Annotated in this window: 18 protein-coding genes; 12 read left to right on the top strand and 6 right to left on the bottom strand. The window is 74.8% G+C overall.

The features are described 5' to 3' along the window. The first annotated feature begins 55 nt into the window (after nt 1-55). The 4 genes from FVA95_RS17940 to FVA95_RS17925 all read left to right on the top strand — a co-directional run bounded on the left by FVA95_RS17940 (nt 56) and on the right by FVA95_RS17925 (nt 6568). On the top strand, nt 56-1987 hold the full coding sequence (locus tag FVA95_RS17940; protein WP_149665226.1) for a methylmalonyl-CoA mutase family protein: 1932 nt from the start codon (nt 56-58) through the stop codon (nt 1985-1987). Next, the gene (scpA, locus tag FVA95_RS17935) at nt 1984-4212 is read left to right on the top strand and encodes a methylmalonyl-CoA mutase (RefSeq protein WP_149665225.1); all 2229 of its coding nucleotides are present in this window, start codon (nt 1984-1986) and stop codon (nt 4210-4212) included. The genes FVA95_RS17940 and scpA overlap by 4 nt, the downstream gene beginning before the upstream one ends. A gap of 172 nt (nt 4213-4384) precedes the next feature. Continuing rightward, on the top strand, nt 4385-5368 hold the full coding sequence (gene meaB / locus FVA95_RS17930; protein WP_149665224.1) for a methylmalonyl Co-A mutase-associated GTPase MeaB: 984 nt from the start codon (nt 4385-4387) through the stop codon (nt 5366-5368). Nucleotides 5369-5422: 54 nt separating this feature from the next. Then, on the top strand, nt 5423-6568 hold the full coding sequence (locus tag FVA95_RS17925) for a VanZ family protein (RefSeq protein ID WP_149665223.1): 1146 nt from the start codon (nt 5423-5425) through the stop codon (nt 6566-6568). Between the two features lie 4 nt (nt 6569-6572). Here the strand turns inward: FVA95_RS17925 and FVA95_RS17920 are convergent, their stop codons facing one another. Further along, the gene (locus FVA95_RS17920) at nt 6573-7313 is read right to left on the bottom strand and encodes an HpcH/HpaI aldolase/citrate lyase family protein (protein WP_149665222.1); all 741 of its coding nucleotides are present in this window, start codon (nt 7311-7313) and stop codon (nt 6573-6575) included. A gap of 88 nt (nt 7314-7401) precedes the next feature. On the opposite strand from FVA95_RS17920, the gene FVA95_RS17915 reads away from it, so the two are divergent. Next, on the top strand, nt 7402-8250 hold the full coding sequence (locus tag FVA95_RS17915; protein ID WP_149665221.1) for an NAD(P)-dependent oxidoreductase: 849 nt from the start codon (nt 7402-7404) through the stop codon (nt 8248-8250). Nucleotides 8251-8293: 43 nt separating this feature from the next. On the opposite strand, the gene fdhA is transcribed toward FVA95_RS17915, so the two are convergent. Beyond that, on the bottom strand, nt 8294-9508 hold the full coding sequence (fdhA, locus tag FVA95_RS17910) for a formaldehyde dehydrogenase, glutathione-independent (protein WP_149665220.1): 1215 nt from the start codon (nt 9506-9508) through the stop codon (nt 8294-8296). A gap of 213 nt (nt 9509-9721) precedes the next feature. On the opposite strand from fdhA, the gene FVA95_RS17905 reads away from it, so the two are divergent. Beyond that, a complete protein-coding gene (locus FVA95_RS17905) occupies nt 9722-10930 on the top strand; it encodes an acyl-CoA dehydrogenase family protein (protein ID WP_149665219.1) in 1209 nt (402 codons plus the stop codon). 16 nt (nt 10931-10946) lie between these two features. Here the strand turns inward: FVA95_RS17905 and FVA95_RS17900 are convergent, their stop codons facing one another. Beyond that, nucleotides 10947-11300, bottom strand: a complete 354-nt coding sequence (locus FVA95_RS17900) for a GntR family transcriptional regulator (RefSeq protein WP_060711800.1) — start codon at nt 11298-11300, stop codon at nt 10947-10949. Next, the gene (locus tag FVA95_RS17895) at nt 11294-12223 is read right to left on the bottom strand and encodes a hypothetical protein (protein ID WP_149665218.1); all 930 of its coding nucleotides are present in this window, start codon (nt 12221-12223) and stop codon (nt 11294-11296) included. The genes FVA95_RS17900 and FVA95_RS17895 overlap by 7 nt, the downstream gene beginning before the upstream one ends. 335 nt (nt 12224-12558) lie before the next feature. Between FVA95_RS17895 and FVA95_RS17890 the strand changes: the two genes are divergently transcribed. Together FVA95_RS17890 and FVA95_RS17885 are read left to right on the top strand one after the other, a co-directional pair. Next, nucleotides 12559-13434 (top strand): DUF742 domain-containing protein, encoded by an 876-nt coding sequence (locus FVA95_RS17890; RefSeq protein WP_149665217.1) that lies wholly within the window; start codon nt 12559-12561, stop codon nt 13432-13434. A gap of 55 nt (nt 13435-13489) precedes the next feature. Beyond that, nucleotides 13490-14278, top strand: a complete 789-nt coding sequence (locus FVA95_RS17885) for an LLM class F420-dependent oxidoreductase (protein WP_149665216.1) — start codon at nt 13490-13492, stop codon at nt 14276-14278. 8 nt (nt 14279-14286) lie between these two features. Here the strand turns inward: FVA95_RS17885 and FVA95_RS17880 are convergent, their stop codons facing one another. Both FVA95_RS17880 and FVA95_RS17875 read right to left on the bottom strand, forming a co-directional pair. Further along, nucleotides 14287-16431 (bottom strand): bifunctional diguanylate cyclase/phosphodiesterase, encoded by a 2145-nt coding sequence (locus FVA95_RS17880; RefSeq protein WP_149665215.1) that lies wholly within the window; start codon nt 16429-16431, stop codon nt 14287-14289. Between the two features lie 132 nt (nt 16432-16563). Next, entirely contained in the window at nt 16564-19113 is a 2550-nt protein-coding gene (locus FVA95_RS17875; protein WP_149665214.1) for an RNA helicase, read from the bottom strand. Here FVA95_RS17875 and FVA95_RS33715 point away from each other — a divergent pair. The 4 genes from FVA95_RS33715 to FVA95_RS17855 all read left to right on the top strand — a co-directional run bounded on the left by FVA95_RS33715 (nt 19112) and on the right by FVA95_RS17855 (nt 26875). After that, entirely contained in the window at nt 19112-21103 is a 1992-nt protein-coding gene (locus FVA95_RS33715) for a histidine kinase (protein WP_149665213.1), read from the top strand. The genes FVA95_RS17875 and FVA95_RS33715 overlap by 2 nt on opposite strands. Nucleotides 21104-21176: 73 nt before the next feature. Next, complete coding sequence (locus tag FVA95_RS17865) at nt 21177-21911, top strand: beta-phosphoglucomutase family hydrolase (protein ID WP_149665212.1); 735 nt, start codon at nt 21177-21179, stop codon at nt 21909-21911. Further along, nucleotides 21908-24292 carry a glycoside hydrolase family 65 protein gene (locus FVA95_RS17860; RefSeq protein ID WP_149665211.1) on the top strand — a complete coding sequence of 795 codons (2385 nt, stop codon included), beginning with the start codon at nt 21908-21910 and terminating at the stop codon, nt 24290-24292. Before FVA95_RS17865 ends, FVA95_RS17860 begins: the two co-directional genes overlap by 4 nt. Nucleotides 24293-24604: 312 nt before the next feature. Further along, a complete protein-coding gene (locus tag FVA95_RS17855) occupies nt 24605-26875 on the top strand; it encodes an ATP-binding domain-containing protein (RefSeq protein WP_149665237.1) in 2271 nt (756 codons plus the stop codon). Nucleotides 26876-26953 lie beyond the last annotated feature (78 nt).

Genomic DNA, 26953 nt, shown 5'->3' with positions numbered 1-26953 from the left:
CGCCATCCGGCGGGCAACGAGGCCGCCCCGCGGGCCGGTGAGGAGAACAGAGCGGATGACGGACAGTGACCGCAGCGCGGTCGGCCGCGCAGCCGGTCCGGAGGGCTCTTCCGTGGATGCTCCGGTGGAGCCGGAGGAGCTGGTCCTCGCGGGCGGCTTCGACCCGGTCACCCGCGACCAGTGGCTCGCCGCCGTGGACGCGGTGGTGCGCAAGTCGGGCCGGATCGGCGAGGACGCCGAGCTCGGGGCCGGGGTCGAGACCCTGACCCGCACCTCACCCGACGGGATCCGGGTCGCTCCGCTCTACGCCGAGGAGGACACCACCGACCTGCCGCCCACCGGCGTGCCGGGGTCGTGGCCGTTCACCCGCGGCGCCCGCACCGACGGGCACGTCCCCGACGGCTGGGACATCCGCCAGCGCCACGCCGGCACCGACCCGGCCGCCGTCCGGGAGGCCGTGCTGGCCGACCTGGAGTGCGGCGTCACCTCGGTGTGGCTGCGGGTGGGCGAGGGCGGCGTCGCCGTCGCCGACCTGGCGCGCGCCCTCGACGGCGTGCACCTGGACCTGGCCGGGGTCGCCCTCGACGCCGGGACCGAGCAGGTCGCCGCCGCGCACGCCTACCTGGACCTGGCCGCCCGCAACGGCGTCGAGGACGCCGAGCTGCTCGGCTCGTTGGGCGTCGACCCGATCGGGCTGCGCGCCCGCGCGGGCTCCGGCCCTGACGTCGACAGCGTCGTCGAGGTCGCCCGCCGCGTGCACGGCACCTTCGACAAGGTCACCGCGATCACCGTCGACGCGACCGTGGTCCGCGAGGCCGGCGGCTCCGACGCCCAGGAGCTGGGGTGGTCCCTGGCCGCGGGGGTCGCCTACCTGCGCGCCCTCGACGCCGCGGGGATCGGGGTGGCCGACGCGGCCCGGCTGATCGAGTTCCGCTACGCCGCCACCCCCGAGCAGTTCCCGACGATCGCGACCCTGCGGGCGGGCCGGCGGCTGTGGGCCCGGGTGCTGGAGGCCTCCGGCGTCACCGACGTGCCGCAGACCCAGCACGCCACCGTCCCCGACGCGCTGTTCACCCGGCGCGACCCGTGGGTGAACATGCTGCGCGGCACCGTCGCCGGGTTCGCCGCGGGTGTCGGCGGGGCCGACGCGGTCACCGTGCCGCCGTTCGACGCCGCCCTCGGTGTCGCCGAGCCGTTCTCCCGCCGCATCGCCCGCAACACCCAGAACCTGCTGGTGGAGGAGTCGCACCTGGCGCGGGTCATCGACCCGGCGGGCGGGTCCTGGTACGTCGAGCACCTCACCGACGACCTCGCGCGGGTGGCCTGGGAGTTCTTCGTCGAGATCGAGGCCGCGGGTGGCGCCGTCGCCGCGCTCGACTCCGGCCTGGTCGCGGAGAAGGTGGGTGAGGTCCGTGCCCGCCGCGAGGCCGACGTCGCGAAGCGGAAGGCCCCGCTCACCGGCGTCTCGGAGTTCCCGGACCTGAACGAGAAGCCGGTGCGGCGCACCCCGCTGCCGCCGGCCGTCGAGCGCGGGGGGCTGCCGCTCTACCGCCCCGCCGAGGCCTACGAGGCCCACCGGGACCGCTCCGACGCGCTGCTGGCCGAGACGGGCTCGCGTCCCACCGCCTTCCTGGCGACCCTCGGCCCGCTGGCGGTCTACACCGCCCGCGCCGGGTTCACCCGCAACCTGCTGGCCGCGGGCGGTGTCGACACCGTCGACGCCGGCCCGACCGAGACCGCCGCCGACGTCGTCGAGGCGTTCGGGAAGAGCGGCTCGCCGGTCGCGGTGCTCTGCTCCTCGGACACGCTCTACGACGAGCGGGCCGCCGAGACCGCTGCCGCGCTGCGCGAGGCCGGGGCCACGCACATCCTGCTCGCGGGGAAGCCGAAGGAGCCGGTGCCCGGCGTCGACGGCCACCTGTTCGCCGGCTGCGACGCCCTCGCCGTCCTGGACGACGTGTACACCCACCTGGAGGGCTCGAAGTGAGCATTCCCGACTTCACCACCGTGCCGCTCCTCGGCGACACGGGCGAGACGGGCGACACCGCCGCCGCGACCACCTGGAACGGCTCCGCCGAGGTCTGGGAGGCCCCGGAGGGGATCGGCGTCAAGCCGCTCTACACCGCCGACGACCTCGCCGGCGTCGACTTCCTGCACACCTACCCGGGCATCACCCCGTACCTGCGCGGGCCGTACCCGACGATGTACACCAATCAGCCGTGGACGGTGCGCCAGTACGCCGGGTTCTCCACCGCCGCGGAGTCCAACGCGTTCTACCGGCGCAACCTCGCCGCCGGGCAGAAGGGCCTGTCGATCGCGTTCGACCTCGCCACCCACCGCGGCTACGACTCCGACCACCCCCGCGTCGCGGGCGACGTCGGCATGGCCGGTGTCGCGATCGACTCGATCCTCGACATGCGCCAGCTCTTCGACGGCATCCCGCTGGACAAGATGTCGGTGTCGATGACGATGAACGGCGCCGTCCTGCCGGTGCTGGCGCTCTACATCGTCGCCGCCGAGGAACAGGGCGTGAGCCCCGAGAAGCTGACCGGAACCATTCAGAACGACATTCTGAAGGAGTTCATGGTCCGCAACACCTACATCTACCCGCCGCAGCCGTCGATGCAGATCATCTCCGACATCTTCGGCTTCACCAGCCGGAAGATGCCGAAGTTCAACTCGATCTCCATCTCCGGGTACCACATCCAGGAGGCGGGTGCGACCAACGACCTGGAGCTCGCCTACACCCTGGCCGACGGTGTGGAGTACCTGCGGGCCGGCGTCGACGCGGGCCTGGACATCGACCGGTTCGCCCCGCGGCTGAGCTTCTTCTGGGCGATCGGCATGAACTTCTTCATGGAGGTCGCCAAGATGCGGGCCGCGCGCCTGCTCTGGTCGAAGCTCGTGAACCGGTTCGAGCCGCAGAACGCCAAGTCGCTGTCGCTGCGGACGCACTCCCAGACCTCCGGCTGGTCACTGACCGCGCAGGACGTCTACAACAACGTCGTCCGCACCTGCGTCGAGGCGATGGCCGCGACCCAGGGCCACACCCAGTCGCTGCACACCAACGCCCTCGACGAGGCCCTCGCGCTGCCGACGGACTTCTCCGCGCGGATCGCCCGCAACACCCAGCTGCTGCTGCAGCAGGAGTCGGGCACCACGAACGTCGTCGACCCGTGGGGCGGCTCGTACTACGTCGAGAAGCTCACCTACGACCTCGCCAAGCGGGCGTGGGCGCACATCGACGAGGTCGAGAAGGCCGGCGGCATGGCCCAGGCGATCGACGCGGGCATCCCGAAGATGCGCGTCGAGGAGGCCGCGGCCCGCACCCAGGCCCGCATCGACTCCGGCCGCCAGCCGGTCATCGGCGTCAACAAGTACGTCGTCGAGGCCGACGAGCAGATCGACGTGCTCAAGGTCGACAACAAGAACGTGCGACGCGAGCAGCTCGAGAAGCTGCAGCGGTTGCGCGCCGAGCGCGACGACCGCGCCGTCGACGAGGCGCTGCGGGCGCTCACCGGCGCCGCGGAGAAGATCGCCGAGGGCTCGTCGCGCTCCGACGACGAGAACCTGCTCCAGCTGGCCGTGAACGCGGCCCGCGACCAGGCCACGGTCGGGGAGATCTCCGACGCACTCGAGAAGGTCTTCGGGCGCCACGCCGGTCAGATCCGCATCATCTCCGGTGTGTACTCCGCCGAGGCCGGGCAGAACCCGGCGATCGACCGCGCCCGCGAGCTCGTCTCCGAGTTCGCCCGCCACGAGGGCCGCCAGCCCCGCATCCTGGTCGCGAAGATGGGCCAGGACGGCCACGACCGCGGCCAGAAGGTCATCTCCACCGCGTTCGCCGACATCGGCTTCGACGTCGACGTCGGGCCGCTGTTCCAGACCCCGGCCGAGGTCGCGAAGCAGGCCGCCGAGTCCGACGTGCACGTGATCGGCGCCAGCTCGCTGGCCGCCGGGCACCTCACGCTGGTCCCGGAGCTGCGCCGCGAGCTCGCCGAGCTGGGGCGCGACGACATCATGGTCGTCGTCGGCGGGGTCATCCCGCCCGCGGACGTGCCGGAGCTGCTGGAGATGGGCGCGGCCGCGGTGTTCCCGCCCGGCACGGTCATTGCCGAGGCCGCCGTCGACCTGCTCGGCAAGCTGTCCGCCGCGCTCGGCCACGACGACCCGGACACGGCCGCACCGGCCGGCAGCGTCTACGCCGACTGAGCCCGCCGGCACGGTGCGGCCGTCACCGTGCAGCCGTCACCGTGCAGCCGTCACCGTGCAGCCGTCACCGTGCCGCCGTCACCGTGCCGCCGTCAGAGTGTCGCCGTCATCGCGCCCGGTGTGCCCAGCCGCGCACCGGGCGCGGTGCCGACCCGCAAGGAGAGTCCCGCCGATGGCCCCTCGCGTCCCCGACCCCGCGGAGCTCGCCCGCGGGGTCCTGGCCGGCGACCGCACCCTGCTCGCCCGGGCGATCACCCTGGTCGAGTCCAGCAGGCCCGACCACCAGCGGGCCGCCCAGGAGCTGCTCCTGGAGCTCACCCCGAAGGCCGGGCACGCGGTCCGGGTCGGCATCTCCGGGGTGCCCGGTGTCGGGAAGTCGACGTTCATCGAGGCGATGGGGTCGAAGCTCACCGGGCAGGGCCACCGGGTGGCGGTGCTCGCCGTCGACCCGTCGTCCACCCGGACCCGCGGCTCCATCCTGGGGGACAAGACCCGGATGCCGCGCCTGGCCGTCGACCCGGACGCGTTCGTGCGGCCCTCGCCCTCGGCGGGCACGCTCGGCGGGGTCGCCCGCCGCACCCGGGAGACGATGGTGGTCATGGAGGCCGCCGGCTTCGACGTCGTGCTCGTCGAGACCGTCGGGGTCGGCCAGTCCGAGACCGCCGTCGCCGGGATGGTCGACACCTTCCTTTTCCTCACCATCGCCCGCACCGGCGACGCGCTGCAGGGGATCAAGAAGGGCATCCTGGAGCTCGCCGACGTCGTCGCGGTGAACAAGGCCGACGGCCCGCACGAGCGCGACGCCCGCGCCGCGGCCCGTGAGCTCGCCGGCGCGCTGCACATGATGACCCCCACCTCGGCGCACTGGCGCACCCCGGTGCTGTCCTGCTCTGCGCAGACCGGGAAGGGTCTGGACACGGTGTGGGAGAAGGTCACCGCGCACCGCGAGGCCCTCGAGTCCGCCGGTGAGCTCGCGACCCGGCGTGCCGACCAGCAGGTCGAGTGGATGTGGCAGATGGTGCGCGACCGGCTGATGGACCGGGTGCTGCACGACCCGGCGACGGCCGAGCGGCTCCCGAAGCTCACCGCCGAGGTCCGCGAGGGCGGGCTCACCCCCACCCTCGCCGCCCAGCAGATCCTCGACGTCCTGGGCTGAACCACCCGTTTCGGTCCCTGCCCGCACCGGGGTGGGTCACTAGCGTCGGCGACCGTGAACGAGCGGATCATCCCCGGGATGCTGGCGATCGGGCTCGGGTCGGCGCTGGTGCTGGCCGTGCTCGTCCCCGTCGTCGCGCTGACCTACCGTCGCCGTGGCCGCTTCGGCCCCGGGGAGCTGGCCGTGCTCGTCGCCGTCCCGGTGTACGGCCTGGCGATCCTCGGCTACACCCTGCTCCCGCTGCCCCAGGTCGACGCGGCGTTCTGCGCCGGGCGCACCGCGGCGGACTCGCTGCAGACCCGGCCGTTCGCCTTCGTCGGCGACATCGCCCGGATCGCCGCCCGCCAGGACGCGACCGGTGCGCGGGCCTGGCTCGCGAACGCCGCCGTCCAGCAGGTCGTGCTCAACGTGGTGCTGTTCGCCCCGCTCGGCTGGCTGCTGCGCGGGGTGTTCCGCCGCTCGCTGCCGGTCACCGTCGCCGCCGGGTTCGCGGTCTCGCTGCTCGTCGAGGCCACCCAGTACACCGGCAACTGGTTCCTGTTCCCGTGCGCCTACCGGCTCGCCGACGTCGACGACCTCATCGCCAACACCGCGGGCGCCCTGCTCGGCGGGCTCACCGCGATGCTGCTGCGGCCCCGCTCGTGGGACGAGACGGGCGACCCGGACCTCCCGGCGCCGGTCACCGGCGGGCGACGCCTGCTCGGCGCCGTGTGCGACCTGATGGCGGTGTGGGCGACCGGGGCGCTGTGCGGGGCGCTGCTGCTCGGTGGGGTCACCGTCGTCGCCGGGCTGCGGTCGCCGTTCCCGGACTGGTACGACACCGCCAACGCCGTCGTCGGCTTCTGGGTGCCGTTGCTGGCGTTCCTGGTCGTGCCGCTGTTCGGCCGGGGCGGGACGGTCGGCCAGCGTGCGGTGCGGGTGCGCCCGGCGCTGCCGGACGGCAGGGTCCCCGGCCGCGGACGCCGCCTCGCCCGGGCGCTGCTCGGCACCGGCGGGTTCCTGCTGCTGTCCGGTCCGTCCGGGGCGTTCGGCCTGCTCGGGCTGGTGTGGGGGCTCGTCGGCCTGGTCGGGCTCTGGCACAGCACCGGCCACCGCGGGGTGGCCGGACGGCTCTCCGGGCTCACGATGGTCGATGCCAGGGAGCCCGCCCGCACCACCCCGGACGGCCGTCCCGTGGTGCGGGACGGGTCCGCGGGCTGACCGCTCAGGACCGGGCGTCGGCCAGCTTCTCCGCCAGCGCCGCCCGCAGGATCGCCTGCTCCGCGGCGAGCATCGTGAACGTGCACCCCAGCGCCCGGAAGCGCCGCACGTGCGCGGGGGAGTCGCAGTAGATGCCCACCGGGACCCCCGCGCCCGCGCACACCGCGGTGATCCCGGAGACCAGCTCGGCGTGCCGGTCGGCCCCCGGGCCGCCGTCGCCCTGGGCGGCGACCGGGAGCCCGTGCGCCAGCGCCAGGTCCGACGGCCCGACGAACACCGCCGCCACCCCGTCGACGGCCACGATGTCGGCCAGGTTCGCCACCGCCGCGACCGTCTCCACCATCACCACCGTGCGGGGCGGGGCGAACACGTCGCGGCCCTGCCACGACGGGCGGACCGGGCCGAAGCTGCGCACCCCGTCCGGCGGGTAGCGGCACGCCGCGACCGCCGCCGCGGCCTGCTCGGCGGTGTCGACCAGCGGGACGATCACGCCGTCGGCGCCCCGGTCCAGGGCCCGCCCGATGCCCTCCGCGCCGTGGCCGGGCACCCGCACCAGCGCCGGCGTCCCGGTCGCGGACAGGGCCTGCAGCATGCCGAGGACGGTGTCGTCGCCGATCAGGCCGTGCTGGGTGTCGACGCAGACCAGGTCGAACCCGACGGAGCCGGCGATCTCGGCGACGGCGGGGGAGGGCAGCTGCAGCCAGCCACCGACCGCGTCGTCGGTGAAGAGGGGATCAGGAGTCATGCGACGACCGTGCCGCCCGACCCGTCCGACGCGCCAGTCGAGATCGTCGTCCCGCGGGCCGCCGACGGCGGGGTGCGATCATCACCCCATGTCGTCGCCGTCCGCGCAGCCGGTGTCCCTGCCCGCCCGGCCGGTGGTCGGGGTCCTGCACCCCGGCGCGATGGGCGCCGCGCTCGGGTCGGCCCTCAAGGCCCGGGCGGGCGCGGTGATCTGGGCCGACGCCGGGCGCTCGCACGCCACCGCCAAGCGCGCCGAGCTGGCCGACCTGCAGGCGGTGCCGACGGTCGCCGACCTCGCCGCCCGGGCCGACGTGATCGTGTCGATCTGCCCGCCGCACGCCGCGCGCGAGGTGGCCGGCCTGGTGGGCGCCGGGCTGACCGGGCGCACCGACCGGCCGCTCTACGTCGAGGCCAACGCCGTGTCCCCGGACACCGTCCGCGGTGTCGCGACGCTCCTGGGCGACCGTGCGACGGTCTGCGACGGCGCCGTCATCGGACCGCCGGCGTGGACGGCGGGCACCACGACGCTGTGGCTGTCCGGGCCGGGGGCCGACGCCGCCGCCACCCTGTTCGAGCCCGGCCCGTTCGACGCCCGGGTGCTCGGGACCGCCGGGACCGACCTGGGCACCGCGAGCGGGCTCAAGGCCTGCTTCGCGCTGCAGAGCAAGGCCGCACCGATGCTGTGGGTGGCGCTGGAGGAGGCCGCGGCGGCGTTCGGCGTCACCGACGCCCTGCACGCCGAGCTGGACCGGGCCGGGATCGACCACGCCGCCGCGCTGGCCCACGCCCGCGAGCGCATGGCGGGCAGGGCGTGGCGCTGGGCGGGGGAGATGGACGAGGCGGCCGACGCGTTCGCCGCCGTCGGGCTGCCCGACGGCTTCTCCCGCGCCGCCGCGGAGCTCTACCGGCGGGCGGCCGGGGCCGGGCAGGACGGCTGAGCCGGGCCCGGCACCGCCTCGGCGGCACCGGACCCGGCCGGCCTCACGCCGCGACGCTGCCGTGCGGGTCGATCACGAACTTGCGGGCCACCCCGCCGTCGAACTCCTGGTAGCCGCGCGGGGCGTCGTCCAGCGAGATCGTGGTCGCGTTGACCGCCTTCGCGATCTGCGCCCGGTCGGACAGGATCGCCTGCATCAGCTGCCGGTTGTACTTCTTCACCGGGCACTGACCGGTGGTGAGGCTGTGCGACTTCGCCCAGCCCAGGCCGATCCGCACACCCAGCGTGCCCTCCTTGGCCTTGTCGTCGGCGGCACCGGGGTCGCCGGTGACGTAGAGCCCCGGGATGCCGAGCGCGCCGCCGACCCGGGTCACCTCCATGACCGAGTTCAGCACGGTCGCGGGCGCCTCCCCGGCGTCGCGGCCGTGTCCGCGGGCCTCGAAGCCGACGGCGTCGACGGCGGCGTCGACCTCGGGTTCGCCGAGCAGCTGCTCGAGCTGCTCGGCCAGGGTGCCGTCGGCGGACAGGTCGACGGTCTCGCAGCCGAAGCTGCGGGCCTGGGCGAGCCGCTCGGGGATCATGTCCCCGACGACGACCGCGGCCGCCCCCAGCAGCTGCGCGGCGTGCGCCGCGGCCAGCCCGACCGGCCCGGCGCCGGCCACGTAGACCGTCGACCCGGTGGTCACCCCCGCGGTCACCGCGCCGTGGTAGCCGGTCGGGAAGATGTCCGAGAGCATCGTCAGGTCGAGGATCTTCTCCAGCGCCTGGTCGCGGTCGGGGAAGCGCAGCAGGTTGAAGTCGGCGAAGGGCACCATCACGTACTCGGCCTGGCCTCCGATCCAGCCGCCCATGTCGACGTAGCCGTAGGCGGCGCCGGGACGGGCCGGGTTGACGTTCAGGCAGACACCGGTCTTGCCCTCGTTGCACATCCGGCACCGCCCGCAGGCGATGTTGAACGGCACCGAGCAGATGTCGCCGACCTTCGCGAACAGCACGTCGTCGCCGACCTCGACGATCTCGCCGGTGATCTCGTGGCCGAGGGACTGCCCGACCGGTGCGGTCGTGCGGCCGCGGACCATGTGCTGGTCGGAGCCGCAGATGTTGGTGGTGACGATCTTCAGGATCGCCGCGTGCGGGGCCTTGCGCGCGATGCCGAGGCCGTCGACGACGTCGGACGGCAGCTCCAGCTTCGGGTAGTCGATCGACTCGACGGCGACCTGGCCGGGCCCCTTGTACACGACGACGCGGTTGTCGGGCATGACGTGCTCCTCGTTGCGCGGGGGTGCGGGCCGCGATCACGACCGCACGGTGGCTCCGCGGACCGGCCGATCCCCTGCGCCCCATCGGGGCCGGCCACGTCGCCGGTCCCGACCCTCCCAGCTCGTGGCCGGGTGCGCACCTGACGATGGGTGCAGGTCCGAAGGGGGTAGTGCCGCCCGGCGCCGGACGACGACGCGGGTGATACTGCGCGAATGGCCGTTGACGATCTTCTCGAGCCGCCGGTCCCGGTGCTCCCCGCGCCGTACCACACCCCCGAGCGTGAGGCGTTGCAGAAGCAGGCCCGTGAGTTCGCCGCGAGCCGGGTGCTGCCCGTCGCCGACGAGCTGGACCCGCGCAAGGGCGAGATCCCCCGCGAGCTGCTCGACGAGATGGGCGAGCTGGGCTACTTCGGCATCACCGTCGACCGCGAGCACGGCGGTCTCGGCCTCGGTGCGTTCGAGTACTGCATGGTGGCCGAGGAGCTGGCCAGGGCCTGGATGAGCGTCGGGTCGATCATCGCCCGCGCGCAGGGCGCCGGGACGGCCGTCGCCGACCCGCGGCGCCGTGCGGAGCTGCTGCGCCGGTCGGCCCGCGGGCAGTGGATCGGCGCGATCGCGCTGTCCGAGCCCGACGCCGGGTCCGACCTGGCCGCGGTGGAGACCCGCGCGGTCCGCGACGGCGACGAGTTCGTGATCACCGGGCACAAGCGCTGGACCGGCAACGCCAAGGCCGCCGACTTCATCCAGGTGCTGGTGCGCACCGACGACCCGGGGCCGGGCGAGAAGCGCTCCGCGGGGCTCGCGACCGTCGTCGTGGAGAAGGAGCGCGACACCTTCCCCGCCGGGATCACCGGCCGGCCCATCGACAAGATCGGCTACCACGGCTTCGTCACCTGGGACCTGGAGTTCGACGGTGTGCGGGTCCCGGTCGGCAACCAGCTCGGCGCCGGCGGCGAGGGCTTCGCCGACGCCCAGGCCTGGCTCAACATCGCCCGGGTGCACACCGCGGCGCGCGCGGTCGGGCTGGCCAGGGCCGCCGTCGAGGACTGCGTGCGCTACCTGCAGCGCCGCCACCAGTTCGAGCACCCGATCGGCGACTTCCAGGCCGTCCGGTTCACCCTCGCGACGATGGCCGCCCGGGTCGAGCAGGCCCGCGCCTTCTACCAGAACGTGGCGCACCGGCTCGACCTCGGCGAGCCCTGCGAGCGGGAGGCGGCGATGGTGAAGCTGCTGGCCACCGAGATGGCCGCCGAGGTCACCGCGGACGGCGTCCAGCTGCACGGCGGCAACGGCTACACCACCGAGCACCAGGTGGAACGGCACTGGCGTGACGCCCGGCTGACCACGATCTTCGAGGGCACGAGCGAGATCCAACGCAAGATCATCTCCGACCGGCTGCTCCCGCGCAGCCCGCTCGGCTGACGGCGACGCCGGGGCGTCAGCGGAAGGCGGCCCGCACCGCGCCGAGGGCGTCGGACTCGTCGAGCCCGAGGCGCCGGGCGAGCTCGGCCAGCTCGGTGGCCTTGCGCTCCAGCTCGGCGCGCCCGCCGGTGGCCCGCTCGGTGAGCACGGCCCCGCGGCCGCGCCGCAGGTCGACCAGGCCCTCGTCGCGCAGCTGCTGGTAGCCACGCAGCACGGTGTGCAGGTTGATCCCGAGCGCGCCCGCGACCTCACGGGCGGGCGGCAGCCGGTCCCCGGCGGCGGCCCGCCCGTCGGCGACCGCCCGGCGGACCGAGGCCGCGACCTGGTCCCCGAGCGGCACCGGCGACGACGGGTCGACCCGGATCAGCACGACGGTGCGGCGCCGGCCGCGCCCTGCCCGGCGCGCCGGTCCAGCTCGGCGTTGACCAGCCCGGCCGCGGTGGCGGCGTCGGGCACGGTGACGACGAACCTGCGGTCGTCGGTGAGGTCGAGCACCAGCGCCTCCCCGGCCCGCCGGGCGCGGTAGCCGAGCACCGACGGCGTCCGGCGCAGGACGCCGTACTCGTTCCAGCGGAAGTGCTCCGGGTCGAGCTGCTCCGACCGCGCGCCGCGGACCTCGGCCAGCGGTGCCTCGGCCAACGGGCGGCCGAGCAGGGCCTGGCGGACGTGAACCCCGGCGTCGTCGACCCGGACCCGGGCGACGGCGGTCAGTGCGGTCGTGACGACGGCCGCGGCGAGCAGCACGACGACGAGCGGGGCCGCCCCGCCCGCGAGCAGCAGCGCCACCCCGGCCAGGACCAGCACGCCCGCGAGGACCAGGGTCGGACGGGAGAGCACGGAGCGTGCCCACAGGTAGCGCTCACCGGGCGCGAGCGGGGTGCGCACCGCGCCGGCCGGGGCGCCCCCGGTCGCCGACGGGTGCGGGGCGTCCGGACCGGCGAGCACGTGCCCGAGTCCGTAGGCGACCACGGCCCCGGCGAGCACGGCGACGGTCCAGGCCCAGCCGGGGACCTGCGGGGCCAGCCGGGAGGCCGGTACCCACCACACGATGACGGCGAACGCCCAGGACGTGCCGACGGCGCGGCGCTCGACATCGGGCCGCCCGGAACGCAGCCGCAGCAGCGGCAGCCCGAGCGCGAGCAGCCCGATGACGACCACCGGGACGGCGAACCGGCCGTCCGGCCGGGTCGCCACCAGGGCGGCGAGCCCGGCCAGGGTCAGTGCCACCGCGGGGGCGGCGGCCAGCACCCTGCGCCGGCTCGTACGGCCCGTGGGTGTGGTGGATGTGGTCATGACGTCCTCCGTCCTCGAACGAACTGAACTTGTTCGCAATGTACTAGAACAATGCTGCCTGCGCACCCCTCGGGGGGTGCCGGGTGCGCCAGGCAGGCGCGCCGGCGGTGGTCGGCACGCGTCGGCAGGCTCACCGGATCGGGTGAACCATCGCGGCCGTGACCTGCACGGACGAGGCCGCGTCACACGGACGTGACACGGGCGATACGGTGCGGTAGCCGTCCCGCGCCACCCTGTGGCTCCCGGTCGCGCATCGTGACGACGAGCGCAGCGTGGGGCGAAACGGACGACCGCGGCGCCCCCGGGCCGTCGGGGTCGCGACGCGCGGAGGGTGGATGGCACGGTCGGAGATCGGACGCACCGGGGCCCGGTTCGGGACGCCCCCGTCCCGGCACGCCCCCGACCCGGAGTACCCGCACGGCAGACCACCGGCGCCGGCCCCGGCATCGGAGTCGGAGTCGGGGTCGGGGCCGACCGTCGTCGGGGACGAGCCCGAGCCGGAGAGCCTGGTCGGTGTGACCGGGGCCCGGTTCGGTGGGCACTCGGCGAAGCGGACCCGGCTGAGCCGCCGCGAGCGCGCGGCCCGGCGTGCCGCTGCCCGGGCCGGGGCCGACGGCGGTGCGACGGCGACACCCGGTGACGGTGCACTCGGCGCCCGGGACGGCGCCGCGGCCGGTGCCCCCGGCGGTACCGGCGCGGAGATCCCCGACGGTGCCGGCCTCGCCGACACCGCCCCGCTGCCGCTGGTCGCCGGCCGGCCGGACGGCCCCGCCACCGCGGGTCCGGGCCACCCGTCGGGTGCGGCCGCCGGCACGGACGGCGGCTCAGACAGCGGCGCTGCCGGCGGTGCTGCCGGCGCGTCGCCGCAGGTCCCGGCGTTCGCCCCGGTCCGGCCCTACGTCATGACCGGTGGCCGTACCCGGGTCCGCGCCGAGCTGCGGCTGGAGACGCTGGTCTCGGTTCGGCCCGCCCCCGGCCCCGCCCCGCGGGCCGAAACGGTCGAGCGCGCCACGGTGCTGCGGCTCTGCGCCCGGCCCCGGTCGGTGTCGGAGGTCGCGGCGCTGGCCGCGGTGCCGCTGGGTGTGGCCCGCGTGCTCATCGACGACCTCGCCTCCGAGGGGCGGCTGGTGGTGCACGGCGTGTCCTCGGCGGAGGACGGGCCGAGCGTCGCGCTGATGGACCGGGTCCTGGCGGGGTTACGCAGGCTCTAGGGCCCCGATCCGCGGGCGCCCTGCGAGGACCGCTCGCCGGGGCCAGGATGGGGACATGACCGATCCTCGTCCCGTCCGCATCGGGCTGCAGCTGCAGCCCCAGCACGCCGACTACGCCGACATCCGCCGCACCGTCGCCGCCGCGGAGGAGGCCGGCGTCGACATCGTCTTCAACTGGGACCACTTCTTCCCGCTCTACGGCGAGCCCGACGGCAAGCACTTCGAGTGCTGGACCATGCTCGGCGCCTGGGCCGAGGCGACCTCCCGGGTGGAGATCGGCGCCCTGGTGACCTGCAACAGCTACCGCAACCCCGAGCTGCTCGCCGACATGGCCCGCACCGTCGACCACATCTCCGGCGGCCGGCTCATCCTGGGCATCGGGTCCGGCTGGTTCCAGCGCGACTACGACGAGTACGGCTACGAGTTCGGCACGGCGGGCGGTCGGCTGAACGACCTGGCTGCCGCCCTGCCCCGGATCCGCGACCGGTGGTCGAAGCTCAACCCGGCCCCCACCCGCGACATCCCGATCCTCATCGGTGGCGGCGGCGAGAAGAAGACACTGCGCTACACCGCCGAGCACGCCGGCATCTGGCACGGTTTCGGCGACGCCGACACGCTCGTCCGCAAGTCGGCCGTGCTCGACGGACACTGCCGTGACATCGGCCGCGACCCGGCCGAGATCGAGCGCTCGGTGGGCGTCGAGGGCTCCCCGGAGGACTCCGGAGCCGCCCTGTACGACGCCGGTGCGCGGCTGTTCACCGTCGGCGAGGACGGCCAGGGCGGCTACGACCTGGCCCGGCTGAAGGACTGGATCGCCTGGCGCGACGAGCGCAACGCGGCCTGACGGGCTGTTCAGAGCTCGCGCAGGAACGGGTCCCGGATCAGGTCCGGGACCCGTTCGGCGGCGACCGCCGGTGCGTAGTACCAGCTCTGGGCGTTGGCACAGCCGTACTCGCGCAGCCGCGCCGCCTGCTCCCGGGTCTCCACCGCCTCGGCGGTGACCTCGAGGTCCAGCGCCGAGGCCAGCGAGATCAGCGTGCGCAGGATGACGTCGTCGCGCTCGGCGGTCCCGGCGAGGAAGTGCCCGGCGAGCTTGAGTCGGTGTACCGGCAGGTGCCGCAGGTAGGCGAGGTTCGAGTAGCCGGTCCCGAAGTCGTCGATGGCGATCTTCACCCCGAGCCGGTCGAGCTCGCGCAGCGTCGCCAGCGGCCGGCCGGGCGACCCCATCAGGTCGGACTCGGTCAGTTCGACCTGCAGCAGCTCGGGTGGCCAGTGGTGGCGTTCCAGGGTGGCCGCGACGTCGGCGACCAGGTCGGACTCGGTCACCTGCCGGGCGGCGACGTTCACGCTGATGGTCAGCGGCCTGCCCGGGTACGCGTCGGACCAGATCCGGCCCTGCCGGCACGCCTCGTCGAGGACACGTCGGCCCAGCGGCACGACCAGCCCGGTCTCCTCGGCGAGCGGGATGAACCGGTCCGGGCCCAGCAGCTGCCCGTCGGGCCGCTGCCAGCGCACCAGCGCCTCCACCCCGATCGTCTGCTCGTCGACGAGGCGGACCAGCGGCTGGTAGACGACCACGAAGTCGTCGCGGCGCAGCGCCTCGGGCATCTGCGAGGACAGCTCGAGGCGGGCGACGTCGTCGCGGTGCCGGTCGCGGTCGTAGAGCACGTAGCGCCCGCGGCCGGCACGCTTGGCCGAGTACAGGGTGGTGTCGGCGGCGGCGATCAGCTCGTCGGCGTCCAGCTCGCCGTCGTGGCGCACCACCCCGACGCTCGCCGAGATCACGATGTCCCGGCCGTCGACGCGGACCGGCCTGCGCACGGTCCCCAGTGCGCGGGTCGCGACCTCCTCCAGCTCGGCCCGGTCGGCGGTGCACGGCACCAGCACGACGAACTCGTCGCCGCCCATCCGCGCGACGAGGTGCCCCGCGGGCTCCAGCGTGTCCCGCAGGCGGTCGGCCAGCACCTGCAGCAGCCGGTCCCCGGCCTGGTGGCCCAGGGTGTCGTTGACGACCTTGAACCCGTCGAGGTCCAGGTAGCACACACCTGGGCGGGCGCCGGGGGAGCCCGCGTCGATCGCGGCACGCAGCCGCTCGAAGAACAGCGACCGGTTCGGCAGCCCGGTCAGCGGGTCGTGCGACGCCTGGTGGGCCAGGCTCTCCCGCATCCGGAGCTGGTCGGTCACGTCGGTGACCACCGCGACGAACAGCCGCTCGTCACCGCCGACCGGTCCGAGCAGGGTGACGACGGCGTCGATCCGCACGTCGCTGTCGTCGGCCCGCCGGACCGAGCGGACCACCCGGAGCCGGTCCAGCGAGCCGTCGAGCAGCCGCGGCCGCTCCGCCCACACCTCCGGCGCGGACTCCGGGGGCACGAGGTCGGTGACCCGCATCGTCAGCAGCTGCGCGGGGGTGTAGCCGAGCATGACCGCGGCGGTCTCGTTGACCTCGACGAGCCTGCCGTCCGGGTCGAAGATCACGATCCCGACGGCCGCGGAGTCGACGACGGTCCGCAGCCGCAGGTCCGAGCGTCGGCGGGCCTCCTCGGCGACGCGGCGGGCCTCCAGCGCGGCGCGGGTGACCTGTTCGTGCTCGGCGAGGACCAGGCGGCGGGTGGCCTCGGTGAACCCGCGGGCGAACGACGCCAGCACCGCCGCGATCCGGCGGACCCGGGCGGCGGTGTCGGCAGCCGGTTCGAGGTGTGCCCCGAGCAGCTCCATCCCGACCTCCAGGCAGCCCGGCTGGTGGATCCGGGCCCGCACCAGGTCCCCGCCGGCGGTGGCCGGGAGGTCCGGGTCGTACCGCTCGGCCAGTGCGGCGGCCCGCAGCTGCCCGGTCACCCGGTCGACGACCGGGCGCAGCTCCGTGACCGGCAGCACCGAGCGGCGTGCCAGCTCCTCGGTCCACGGGGCGGCGAGGTCGGCGGGGTCGGGGAGGGCTGCGCGGACGAGCGCCCGTCCGTGGTCGGCGCGTGCAGCGGCGACGTCGGCCTGCTGCATCCACCGCCCCCGTTCGCTCCGGTGGGAGGGACTTCCCTCATGATCGGGATGATCGGTGAACACCGTAACCGATCCGACCCGCCCGGTGGGGCCGACCGGGTTACGTCGGTGCCGGACAACCGGCCGGTCGGGTCAGACCGAGGACCCGTCGGTCACGTCCGTCACCCACACGACCGCCTCGCCTGCCTCGTCGGAGGCGGCGAGGTCCACCTCGGCCAGGATCGCCCAGTCCCGGTCGCCGGCCGGGTCGTCGAGCACCTGGCGCACCAGCCAACGGTCGGCCTCCTCGGTGAGGTCGAACAGTTCGGGCCCGCGTGCGTCGGGCCCGAAGCCGATCCGGTCGTGGATCGCGAAGTAGGGGGCCAGCGCGTCCCGCCAGCGGTCGGCGGTCCAGCCGGCGTCGGCGTCGAGGTCACCCAGCTCGGCGTAACGGCCCATCGCCGCGAGCTCCACCCGGCGGAACAGCGCGTTGCGCACCATGACCCGGAACGCGCGGGTGTTGCCGGTGACCCCGGTCGGTGTGGCGACGGCGACCTCGGCCCCCGGCGGCAGCACCTCCCCGTCGGCCCCCGCACCGGCGGCGAGCTTCTCCCACTCGTCGAGCGGCGAGGAGTCGGTCTGGCGGACCAGCTCGCCCAGCCACTCCACGAGGTCGGTGAGCTCCTCGGTGCGGGCGTGCTCGGGCACGGTCTGCCGCAGCGCCCGGTAGGCGTCGGCCAGGTAGCGCAGCACCAGGCCCTCGGAACGGGCGAGCTGGTAGTGCGAGACGTACTCGGTGAACGTCATCGCCCGCTCGCTCATGTCCCGGACCACCGACTTCGGCGACAGGACGGCGTCGGCGACCCACGGCGCGCCGCGGCGGTAGGTCTCCAGCGCGGCGTGCAGCATCTCGTCCAGCGGCTTGGGGTGGGTCACGTCCTCCAGCCGGGCCATCCGCTCCTCGTACTCGACGCCGTCGGCCTTCATCGCCGCGATCGCCTCGCCGCGGGCCTTGTTCTGCTGGGCGGCGAGGATCTGGCGAGGGTCGTCGAGGGTCGACTCGATCACCGAGAGCACGTCGAGGGCGTAGGTCGGCGACTCCCGGTCGAGCAGCTCGAACACCGCCAGCGCGAACGGCGACAGCGGCTGGTTGAGCGCGAAGTCCAGCTGCAGCTCGTCGACCACCCGGGCGCGCGGCCGGGCCGCGCCCTCCACGGTGTACTGCTCGACGACGCCGGAGGTGCGCAGCGCCCGGTAGATCGCGATCGCCCGCAGCATGTGCTTGAGCTGCCGCTTGCGGGGCTCGTGGTTGTCGGTGAGCAGGTGCTCCATCGCCGCGTAGGTGTCCCCGCCGCGCGAGACGACGTTGAGCAGCATCGCGTGGGTGACCTCGAAGTGGCTGGTCAGCGGCTCGGGGCGAGCCTGCTGCAGCTTCTCGAACGAGGTCTGCGACCAGCCCACGAACCCCTCGGGGGGCTGCTTGCGCTGGACCTTGCGGCGCTTCTTCGGGTCGTCGCCCGCCTTGGCCAGTGCCTTGGCGTTGTCGATGTCGTGCTCGGGGGCCTGCGCGACGACGGTCCCGACGGTGTCGTACCCGGCGCGCCCGGCGCGGCCGGCGATCTGGTGGAACTCGCGGGCCTTGAGCGGGCGCACGCGGCGCCCGTCGTACTTGGACAGCGCGGTGAACAGCACCGTGCGGATGGGCACGTTGATGCCGACGCCGAGGGTGTCGGTGCCGCAGATGACCTTGAGCAGCCCGGCCTGGGCCAGGGTCTCCACCAGCCGCCGGTAGCGGGGGAGCATCCCGGCGTGGTGCACGCCGATCCCGTGGCGCACCAGCCGGGACAGGGTGCGGCCGAAGCCGGAGGTGAACCGGAACGCCCCGATCGTCTCGGCGATCGCGGCCTTGTCCTCCTTGGAGGTGACGTTCACGCTCATCAGGGCCTGGGCCCGCTCGACGGCGGCCTGCTGGGTGAAGTGCACGACGTAGACCGGCGCCTCACGGGTCGAGAGCAGCTCGGTGATCGTCTCGTGCAGCGGCTCGACGACGTAGCGGAAGTGCAGCGGCACCGGCCGCTCCACCGAGGTGATCTCGGCGGTCTCCCGGCCGGTGCGCCGGGTCAGGTCCTCGGCGAAGAAGGACGTCTCGCCCAGCGTGGCGCTCATCAGCAGGAACTGCGCCTGCGGCAGCTCGACGATCGGCACCTGCCAGGCCCAGCCGCGCGACGGGTCGGCGTAGAAGTGGAACTCGTCCATGATCACCGTGCCGACGTCGGTCCCGGGGCCCTCGCGGAGCGCGAGGTTGGCCAGGATCTCCGCGGTGCAGCAGATGATCGGCGCCTTCTCGTTCACCGCGGCGTCGCCGGTGAGCATGCCGACCTTGTCCGCGCCGAAGACCTCGCACAGCGCGAAGAACTTCTCGCTGACCAGCGCCTTGATCGGTGCGGTGTAGAAGCTGCGCTCCCCGCGGGCCAGCGCGGCGGCGTGCGCACCGATCGCGACCAGCGACTTCCCCGAGCCCGTCGGCGTCGAGAGGATCACGTTGGCGCCGGTGACCAGCTCCAGCAGCGCCTCCTCCTGCGCCGGGTAGAGCGACAGGCCGCGCTCGTCGAACGCCCACTCGGCGAAGGTGTCCACCAGCGCGGCGGGGTCCGGGGGGTTCGCGGGGTCGGAGGAGCGCGGCAGCCGGTCGGTGAGCGTCATGATGGGACCGATCGTCGCAGACACCCCCGACACCGGGCGCCGCAGCGCCGAGGTGGCGGCCGCACTCGCCCGTGCGGGGGATAGCGTGGATGCCGTGGTGGGGGGCGGTGCGACGCACGGCGCCGGGCAGTCGGGCGCCGGCGTGGGACCCGGCGCGCCCATGCCCGACCTCGTCCCGCCGATGCTGCCCGCCGCCGGGGAGCTGACCGACGCGGGCGACCCGGACCGCTGGGCGGTCGAGTTCGCCTGGGAGGGCCACCGCTGCGTGGCCTACGCCCGGCCCGGCCGCGTCCGGCTGCTGTCGTCCACCGCGCGCAGCGTGACCGGGTCCTTCCCCGAGCTCGCCGTGCTCGGCGACCAGGCCCCGCCAGGGGGCTTCGTGCTCGACGGCACGGTCGTCGCCCTCGACGAGGCGGGCCGCCCGTCGCGCGGGCCGCTGCTGCGTCGCACCGCGACGGTGTCCCCGGACGCGGCCCTGCGGACCGAGGTGCCCATCGGCTACGTCGTCACCGACCTGCTGTTCTGCGACGGCCGCCGCACCCTGGAGCTGCCCTACCGGCGGCGCCGCGCGGAGCTGGAGGCGCTCGGCCTGGCCGGGCCGAAGATCCTGGTCCCGCCGTCGTTCGGGCTCGACGAGGCCGACCTGGTGGTGCGGACCGCGGAGCGCTACGGCCTCGACGGGCTGCACCTCAAGCGGCTCGACCTGCCCTACCAGCCCGGGCGGCGCACCCGGAACTGGCTGCGGGTGCCGCTGCGCCGGCATCGGCAGGTGCTCGTCGCCGGTTGGGTGCCGGCCGGGGGCCCCGGCGGGGGCCGGGAGCGGATCGGTGCGGTGCTGCTGGCGCTGCCCGAGCCCGACGGGCTCCGCTACGTGGGCCGCGTCGGGATCGGCGCCGCCGACGTCGACGCCCGGACCGTCGTGGGCGTCCCCGCCACCGGGACCCCGCCGCTCGGGGTGCCCGAGGGCATCGGCGACGCCCGCTGGCTGGCCCCCGGCCTGGTCGCGGCGGTCGAGCACCGGGGCCGGACGGCCGCCGGGCGGCTCGCCCTGCCGTCCTGGCGCGGGCTGGTGCCGCCCGCCGAGCACGACGACGACCTGGGCGCCGCCATCGAGGCGGCACGCCGGGCGGCGTCGGCGTCCCGGCCGACCGTCGCGCTGCGCCGCCCGGGGGCGTCCCCGGCCGGGACCGACCAGGGTCCGGGGCCGGGTCCGGAGACGGTGGTGCTGCCGCGGGCCGCCGGCGCGGGCACCCGGCCCGCGGCCACCGACGACGACGCGCGCCCCGCCACCCGCACCCCGGGCCCGGCCCCCGGCCGAGCCGGGCCGGACCACGACCCGGCCGCGCGGACCACCCGGGACCCCGCCGCCGAGCCGTTCGCCGAGCCGGCCGCCCGCGACGCGCCCCCCGACGAAGCCCGTCCGCCGCGGCCGGGCGCCCACCGCGCCCCGGCCCCCGACGAGACCGTCCGCATCCGGGTGCGCGACGCGGTCCCGCCCCTACCCGGGGCCCCGGCGGCGCCGACGGCCGCCCCGGACGGCCCCTGGCACGGCCCGCTGTCGCGCCGGCTGGAGCAGCACTTCGTCTACAACACCCTCAACACCATCGCCTCGCTGGTGCGCACCGACCCGCCTCGGGCCCGGGAGCTGCTGCTCGGCTTCGCCGACCTGTCGCGGGCCGCGGACCGGGCCGGGGAGGCGTCGATCCGGCTCGACGAGGAGCTCGCCGCCGTCCGGGCCTACCTGCAGATCGAACGGACCCGGTTCGGGGCCCGCCTGACCACCGAGCTCGACGACCCGTCCGGGGCCGGGGTCGACCCGTCGTCCGCGGTGCCGCCGCTGTCGCTGCTCGCCGCGGTCCGCCGCGGGGTGCAGGAGGAGATCGAGCCGCACAGCGCGGGCGGTGCGGTCCACGTCCGGCTGGACCCGGACGCCTCCGCCGGCGCCCCGTTCGTCCTGTTGGTCCTGCCGCTGGGCGTGCCCGTGGTGTGACACCCGTCGGCGGGGGAGTGGCGTGCACCGCCCGGGGAGACGGAGCTTCATCGATCCGGATAGCGTGCGCGCCATGCTGGGGCTGCCCGAGGGCACACGCGCGTGCCTGTTCGACCTGGACGGCGTACTCACCGACACCGCGAGCGTCCACGCTGCGGCGTGGAAACAGATGTTCGACGAGTACCTCCGTGCCCGTGACGGTGACGGGTACACCCCGTTCGACGTCACCACCGACTACGGTCCGTACGTGGACGGGAAACCCCGTCTCGAGGGGACCCGCAGCTTCCTCGCCTCGCGCGGGATCGAGCTGCCCGAGGGGACGCCCGACGACCCCCCGGACGCCGAGACCCTGTGGGGCCTGTCCACCCGCAAGAACGACCTCGTGCAGGAGCGCATCCGCACCGACGGCGTCGACGTCTACCCGGGGTCGCGTCGCTACCTGGAGGCGGTGAAGGACGCCGGCCTCGCCACCGCGGTGGTGTCCTCCAGCGCCAACGCCGAGCAGATCCTGCGGGTCACCGGGCTGGAGACGTTCATCGACCACCGCGTCGACGGGGTCACCGCCCGCGAGCGCGGCCTGCCCGGCAAGCCCGCCCCCGACACCTTCCTCGCCGCCGCGGCCGACCTCGGGGTCGACCGGTCCGTCGCGGTCGTGTTCGAGGACGCGCTGGCCGGCGTGCAGGCCGGCCACGCGGGGGACTTCGGCGCCGTCGTCGGCGTCGACCGTCTCGACCAGGCGGCCGCGCTGCGTGAGCACGGCGCGGACGTCGTCGTCACCGATCTCGCCGACCTGCTGGAGCGTTCGTGAAGCCCGACCACCTGCCCACCTTCACCGTCGAGCCGTGGGTGGTCCGCGAACCGCGCCTCGACCTGGACGCGATGGGCCAGACCGAGTCGGTCTTCGCACTGTCCAACGGCCACATCGGGCTGCGTGGCAACCTCGACGAGGGTGAGCCGCACGTCCTGCCCGGCACCTACCTGAACTCCTTCTACGAGGTACGCCCGCTGCCGTACGCCGAGGGTGGCTACGGCTACCCCGAGTCCGGGCAGACGATCATCAACACGACCAACGGCAAGCTGATCCGGCTGCTGGTCGACGACGAGCCGTTCGACCTGCGCTACGGCACCCTGCACCGGCACGAGCGGGTGCTGGACATGCAGGCCGGGACGCTGCACCGCGAGGTCGAGTGGGAGTCCCCGGCCGGGCGCCGGGTCCGGGTCCGCTCCACCCGCATGGTGTCGCTGACCCAGCGTGCGGTCGCCGCGATCTCCTACGAGGTCGAGCTGGTGAGCAACGGCAACGAGGGCAGCGGCGCCGCCGGTGACGCGGCGCTGCTGGTGCTGCAGTCCGAGCTCGTCGCGAACGAGCAGCTGCCCGGCCGCGACGCCGACGACCCGCGCCTGGACACCGCGCTGGACAACGTGCTGGAGCCCGAGCAGTCCCGCGCCGGCGACGCCGGGGCCACCCTGGTGCACCGCACCCGCAAGTCGGGGCTGCGCTGCGGCGCGGCGATGGAGCACGAGGTCTTCGGCCCGGAGGGCGTGCAGGTGTCCACCGACGCCAACGAGGACCTCGCCCGCACGACCGTCATCGCCAGGGTGCAGCCCGGCCAGTCGCTGCGCGTGGTCAAGTACCTCGCCTACGGCTGGTCCTCACGGCGCAGCCTGCCGGCGGTCTACGACCAGGTGCGCGCTGCCATCGCCGCCGCCCGCTACACCGGCTGGGACGGCCTGGTGGCCGAGCAGCGCGACTACCTCGACGACTTCTGGGCCACCGCCGACGTCGAGATCGACGGCGACGCCGAGCTGCAGCAGGCCGTGCGGCTCGCGACCTTCCACATCCTGCAGGCGGGCGCCCGCGCCGAGCGCCGCTGCATCCCGGCCAAGGGGCTGACCGCCGACGGCTACGACGGCCACACCTTCTGGGACACCGAGACGTTCTGCCTGCAGGTGCTGTCCTTCGTCGCCCCGGAGGCGGCGGCGGACGCGCTGCGCTGGCGCAAGTCGATCCTGCCGCTGGCCTTCGAGCGCGCCGAGACCCTCGGTCTCAAGGGCGCGGCGTTCCCGTGGCGCACCATCCGCGGCCACGAGTGCTCCGGCTACTGGCCCGCGGGCACCGCGGCGTTCCACATCAACGCCGACATCGCCGACGCGGTCAAGCGGCACGTGCACGCCACCGGCGACACCGCGTTCGAGCTGGAGGTCGGGCTGGAGCTGCTGGTCGCGACGGCGCGGCTGTGGCGCTCGCTGGGCAGCCACGACTCGGCGGGCAACTTCCGCATCGACGGTGTCACCGGCCCCGACGAGTACTCCTCGATCGCGGACAACAACGTCTACACCAACCTGATGGCCCAGCAGAACCTGCGCTACGCCGCCGAGGTCGCCGCGAAGCACCCGCGCTCGGCGTCGCGGCTCGGGGTGGACTCGGAGGAGATCGCGTCCTGGCGCGACGCCGCGAGCGCCATGTTCATCCCGTTCGACTCCCGGCTCGGCGTGCACCCGCAGTCCGAGGGCTTCACCGACCACCAGCGGTGGAACTTCGAGGAGACCCCGGCCGACCGGTACCCGCTGCTGCTGAACTACCCCTACTTCGACCTCTACCGCAAGCAGGTCATCAAGCAGGCCGACCTCGTGCTGGCGATGCAGATCTTCCCGGAGGCGTTCACCGAGGAGCAGAAGCGCCGCAACTTCGCCTACTACGAGGCGATCACGGTGCGGGACTCGTCGCTGTCGGCGTGCACCCAGTCGGTGATGGCCGCCTGCACCGGGCACCTGGAGCTGGCCCACCAGTACCTCGCCGAGGCCGCGCTGGTCGACCTGCAGGACCTCGCGGGCAACACCGACCACGGCATGCACATCGCGTCGATGGCCGGTACCTGGACCGCGGTCGTGCTGGGCTTCGGCGGGATGCGCTGCGAGGCCGACGGGCTGTCGTTCGCGCCGGTGCTCCCGACGTCGCTGTCGCGGATCTCGTTCGGCCTGAAGTGGCAGGGGCGCCGGATCCGGGTCTCGATCACCCCCGAGGAGACCGAGTACCGCCTCACCGACGGCGCCCCGATGCGGCTGCGCCACCACGGCGACCCGATCGCGCTCGACGGCGAGGCCCCGGCCACCGCGCCGACCCCCACCCCGGAGTGGGTGGAGCCGGTGGAGCAGCCCCACGGGCGGGCCCCGCGGGTCCGCGGCTGACCGCGCCCGGCACTCCGCCGTCCGGCCGCTCCGCCGGACGGCGGGTCGCCGGACGGTGGGTCAGCCGGACGGTGGCCGGACGACCCCGGCCCGTCACGTACCGGTCGGTCGTGCACCGCTGGTAGCCTGGTCAGTCGCTCCGTCGGCGACAGGCTCGCCCTGCCACCGCGCGGACGTGTCGTGTACGTCCCCCCGGTGGAGGATCCCCGCGCCGTGCCCGAACCCACTTCCGCTGCCGGTCCCCCGGCTGCCGCGGCCGACCCCGCCGCGCCGGTCGACCCGGAGCTGGCACACGAACAGTCCTACGTGGCCATGCTCTACGAGCAGCTCGAGGACCGCCGCCGCGACACCGCGCGCCGGCTGGCCGACACGCTGCGCGAGGAGACCGTCGGCACCCCGCAGGCCATCACCCAGCGCGACGCCGCCGCGGAGATGCTCACCGACCGGCTCGCCGGGCTGCGCGCCGCCGAGCACGGGCTGGCCTTCGGCCGGCTCGACGCCGACGACGGCGAGATCCGCTACGTCGGCCGCATCGGCCTGCTCGACGAGGACAACGAGTACGAGCCGCTGCTGATGGACTGGCGGGCGCCCGCCGCCCGGCCGTTCTACACCGCCACCGCCGCGAACCCCGAGGGGATGCGGCGGCGCAGGCACCTGCGGACCCGGCTCCGGCAGGTCGTGGCGATCGACGACGAGCCGCTCAACCTGGCCGAGATGTCCGAGGAGGAGCGGGCCCGCTCCGGGTCGGGGCTCACCAGCGAGGCCGCGCTGCTGGCCGCGGTGTCGCAGGCCCGTACCGGGCGGATGGGCGACATCGTCGCGACCATCCAGGGCGAGCAGGACCGGATCATCCGGTCGAAGCCGTCCGGCGTGCTGGTCGTGCAGGGCGGGCCCGGGACCGGGAAGACGGCGGTCGCGCTGCACCGCGCGGCGTACCTGCTCTACACCCACCGCGACCGGCTCGCCCGGCGCGGCGTGCTCGTCGTCGGGCCGAACCCGACGTTCCTGCGCTACATCGGGCAGGTCCTGCCCTCGCTGGGGGAGACCAGCGTTGTGCTCGGCACCGTCGCGCAGCTGTTCCCCGGCCTGGACGCGCGCCGGACCGAGTCCCCGGCGACGGCGGAGCTGAAGGGCCGCGCCGAGATGGCACCGGTGATCGCCGCCGCCGTGCGCGACCGGCAGCAGCTGCCGCGCAGCCCGGTCGAGCTCGTCGTGGAACAGCAGCGGGTGGTGTTCGACCGCGACACCGTCGCCCAGGCCCGTACCCGGGCCCGGCGTTCCCGCAAGCCGCACAACGAGGCCCGCCGCATCTTCCGCAAGGAGCTGCTCCGGCTGCTCGCCCAGCAGGTCGCCCGTCGTGTCGGCGGCGGCGAGTCCGGTCTGCTGGACCGGCGCGACGTCGACGACATCCGCGACGAGCTCGCCGAGTCCGCCGAGGTGGCGGCGCAGCTGGAGGAGCTCTGGCCGACGCTGTCGCCCGAGCAGCTGCTGACCGACCTGTTCGCCGACCGCCGCCGGCTCAACTCGGTGGCCCGCCGGATCCCGGCGCCCGAGCGGGCGCTGCTGGAGCGCCCGGCGCCCGGCCCCGAGGTGCCCCCGGACCTGCGCTGGACCCCGGCCGACGTCGCCCTGCTCGACGAGGCGGCCGAGCTGCTCGGCGACGACGGCGCGGCCCAGGCCGCCGCCGAGGCCGCCGCGCTGCGTGAGGAGGTCGAGTACGCCCAGGGCGTGCTCGACGTGCTCGACCTGGAGGAGGACCTCGACCCCGAGCTGCTGCGCGCCACCGACATCATCGACGCCGACCGGCTCGCCGAGCGCATGCAGGTCTCCCGCTACGACTCCACCGCCGAGCGGGCGGCCGCGGACCGTGAGTGGACCTACGGCCACATCATCGTCGACGAGGCGCAGGAGCTGTCGGCGATGGCCTGGCGGATGGTCATGCGCCGCGCCCCCGCCCGGTCGATGACCCTGGTCGGGGACATCGCCCAGACCGGTGACCGCGGCGGTGCGGGCTCCTGGGACGAGGTGCTGTCACCGTTCGTGGCGCGGCGGTGGCGGCTGGAGCAGCTGACGGTGAACTACCGGACGCCCTCGGAGATCGCCGACGTCGCCGACGACGTGCTCGCCGAGATCGACGCCTCGCTGCAGCCGCCGTCGTCGGTGCGCTCGACCGGGGTCCCGCCGTGGGCGGTGGCGCTGCCCGCCGGGGTCGACGGGGACCGGGTCCTGGTCGACCGGGTGCGTGCCGAGCGCGACGCGGTCGGGGACGGGCGCACCGCCGTCCTCACGCCGCAGGGCTGCCTGGACCGGGTCCGCGCCGTCCTCGACGCCGCCGGGCTCACCACCCCGGAGCCCGCCGAGGGGGAGTCCGAGCTGGACGCGCCGGTCGTGGTGCTGCCGGTCGCGGCGTCGAAGGGGCTGGAGTTCGACGCCGTCGTCGTGGTGGAGCCGCAGGAGATGCTCGACGAGTCCCCGCGTGGGCTCAACGACCTCTACGTCGCGATCACCCGTGCCACCCAGCGGCTCGGGGTGCTGCACAGCGGGGAGCTGCCGCCGGTGCTCAAGCGGATCGGTCGGCCCTAGCTGTGATGTCCAGGGAGGTTGTCCCGTCCGGGGGCGGTGAGTCTGGCTGACAGACGAAGGCCTCCGGTTGTGAAGTGG

This window comes from Pseudonocardia sp. EV170527-09, assembly GCF_008369905.1.
GTDB lineage: Bacteria > Actinomycetota > Actinomycetes > Mycobacteriales > Pseudonocardiaceae > Pseudonocardia.
Note: the sequence above shows the minus strand (reverse complement) of the source record. Positions and strands in the feature narration are given on the sequence as shown.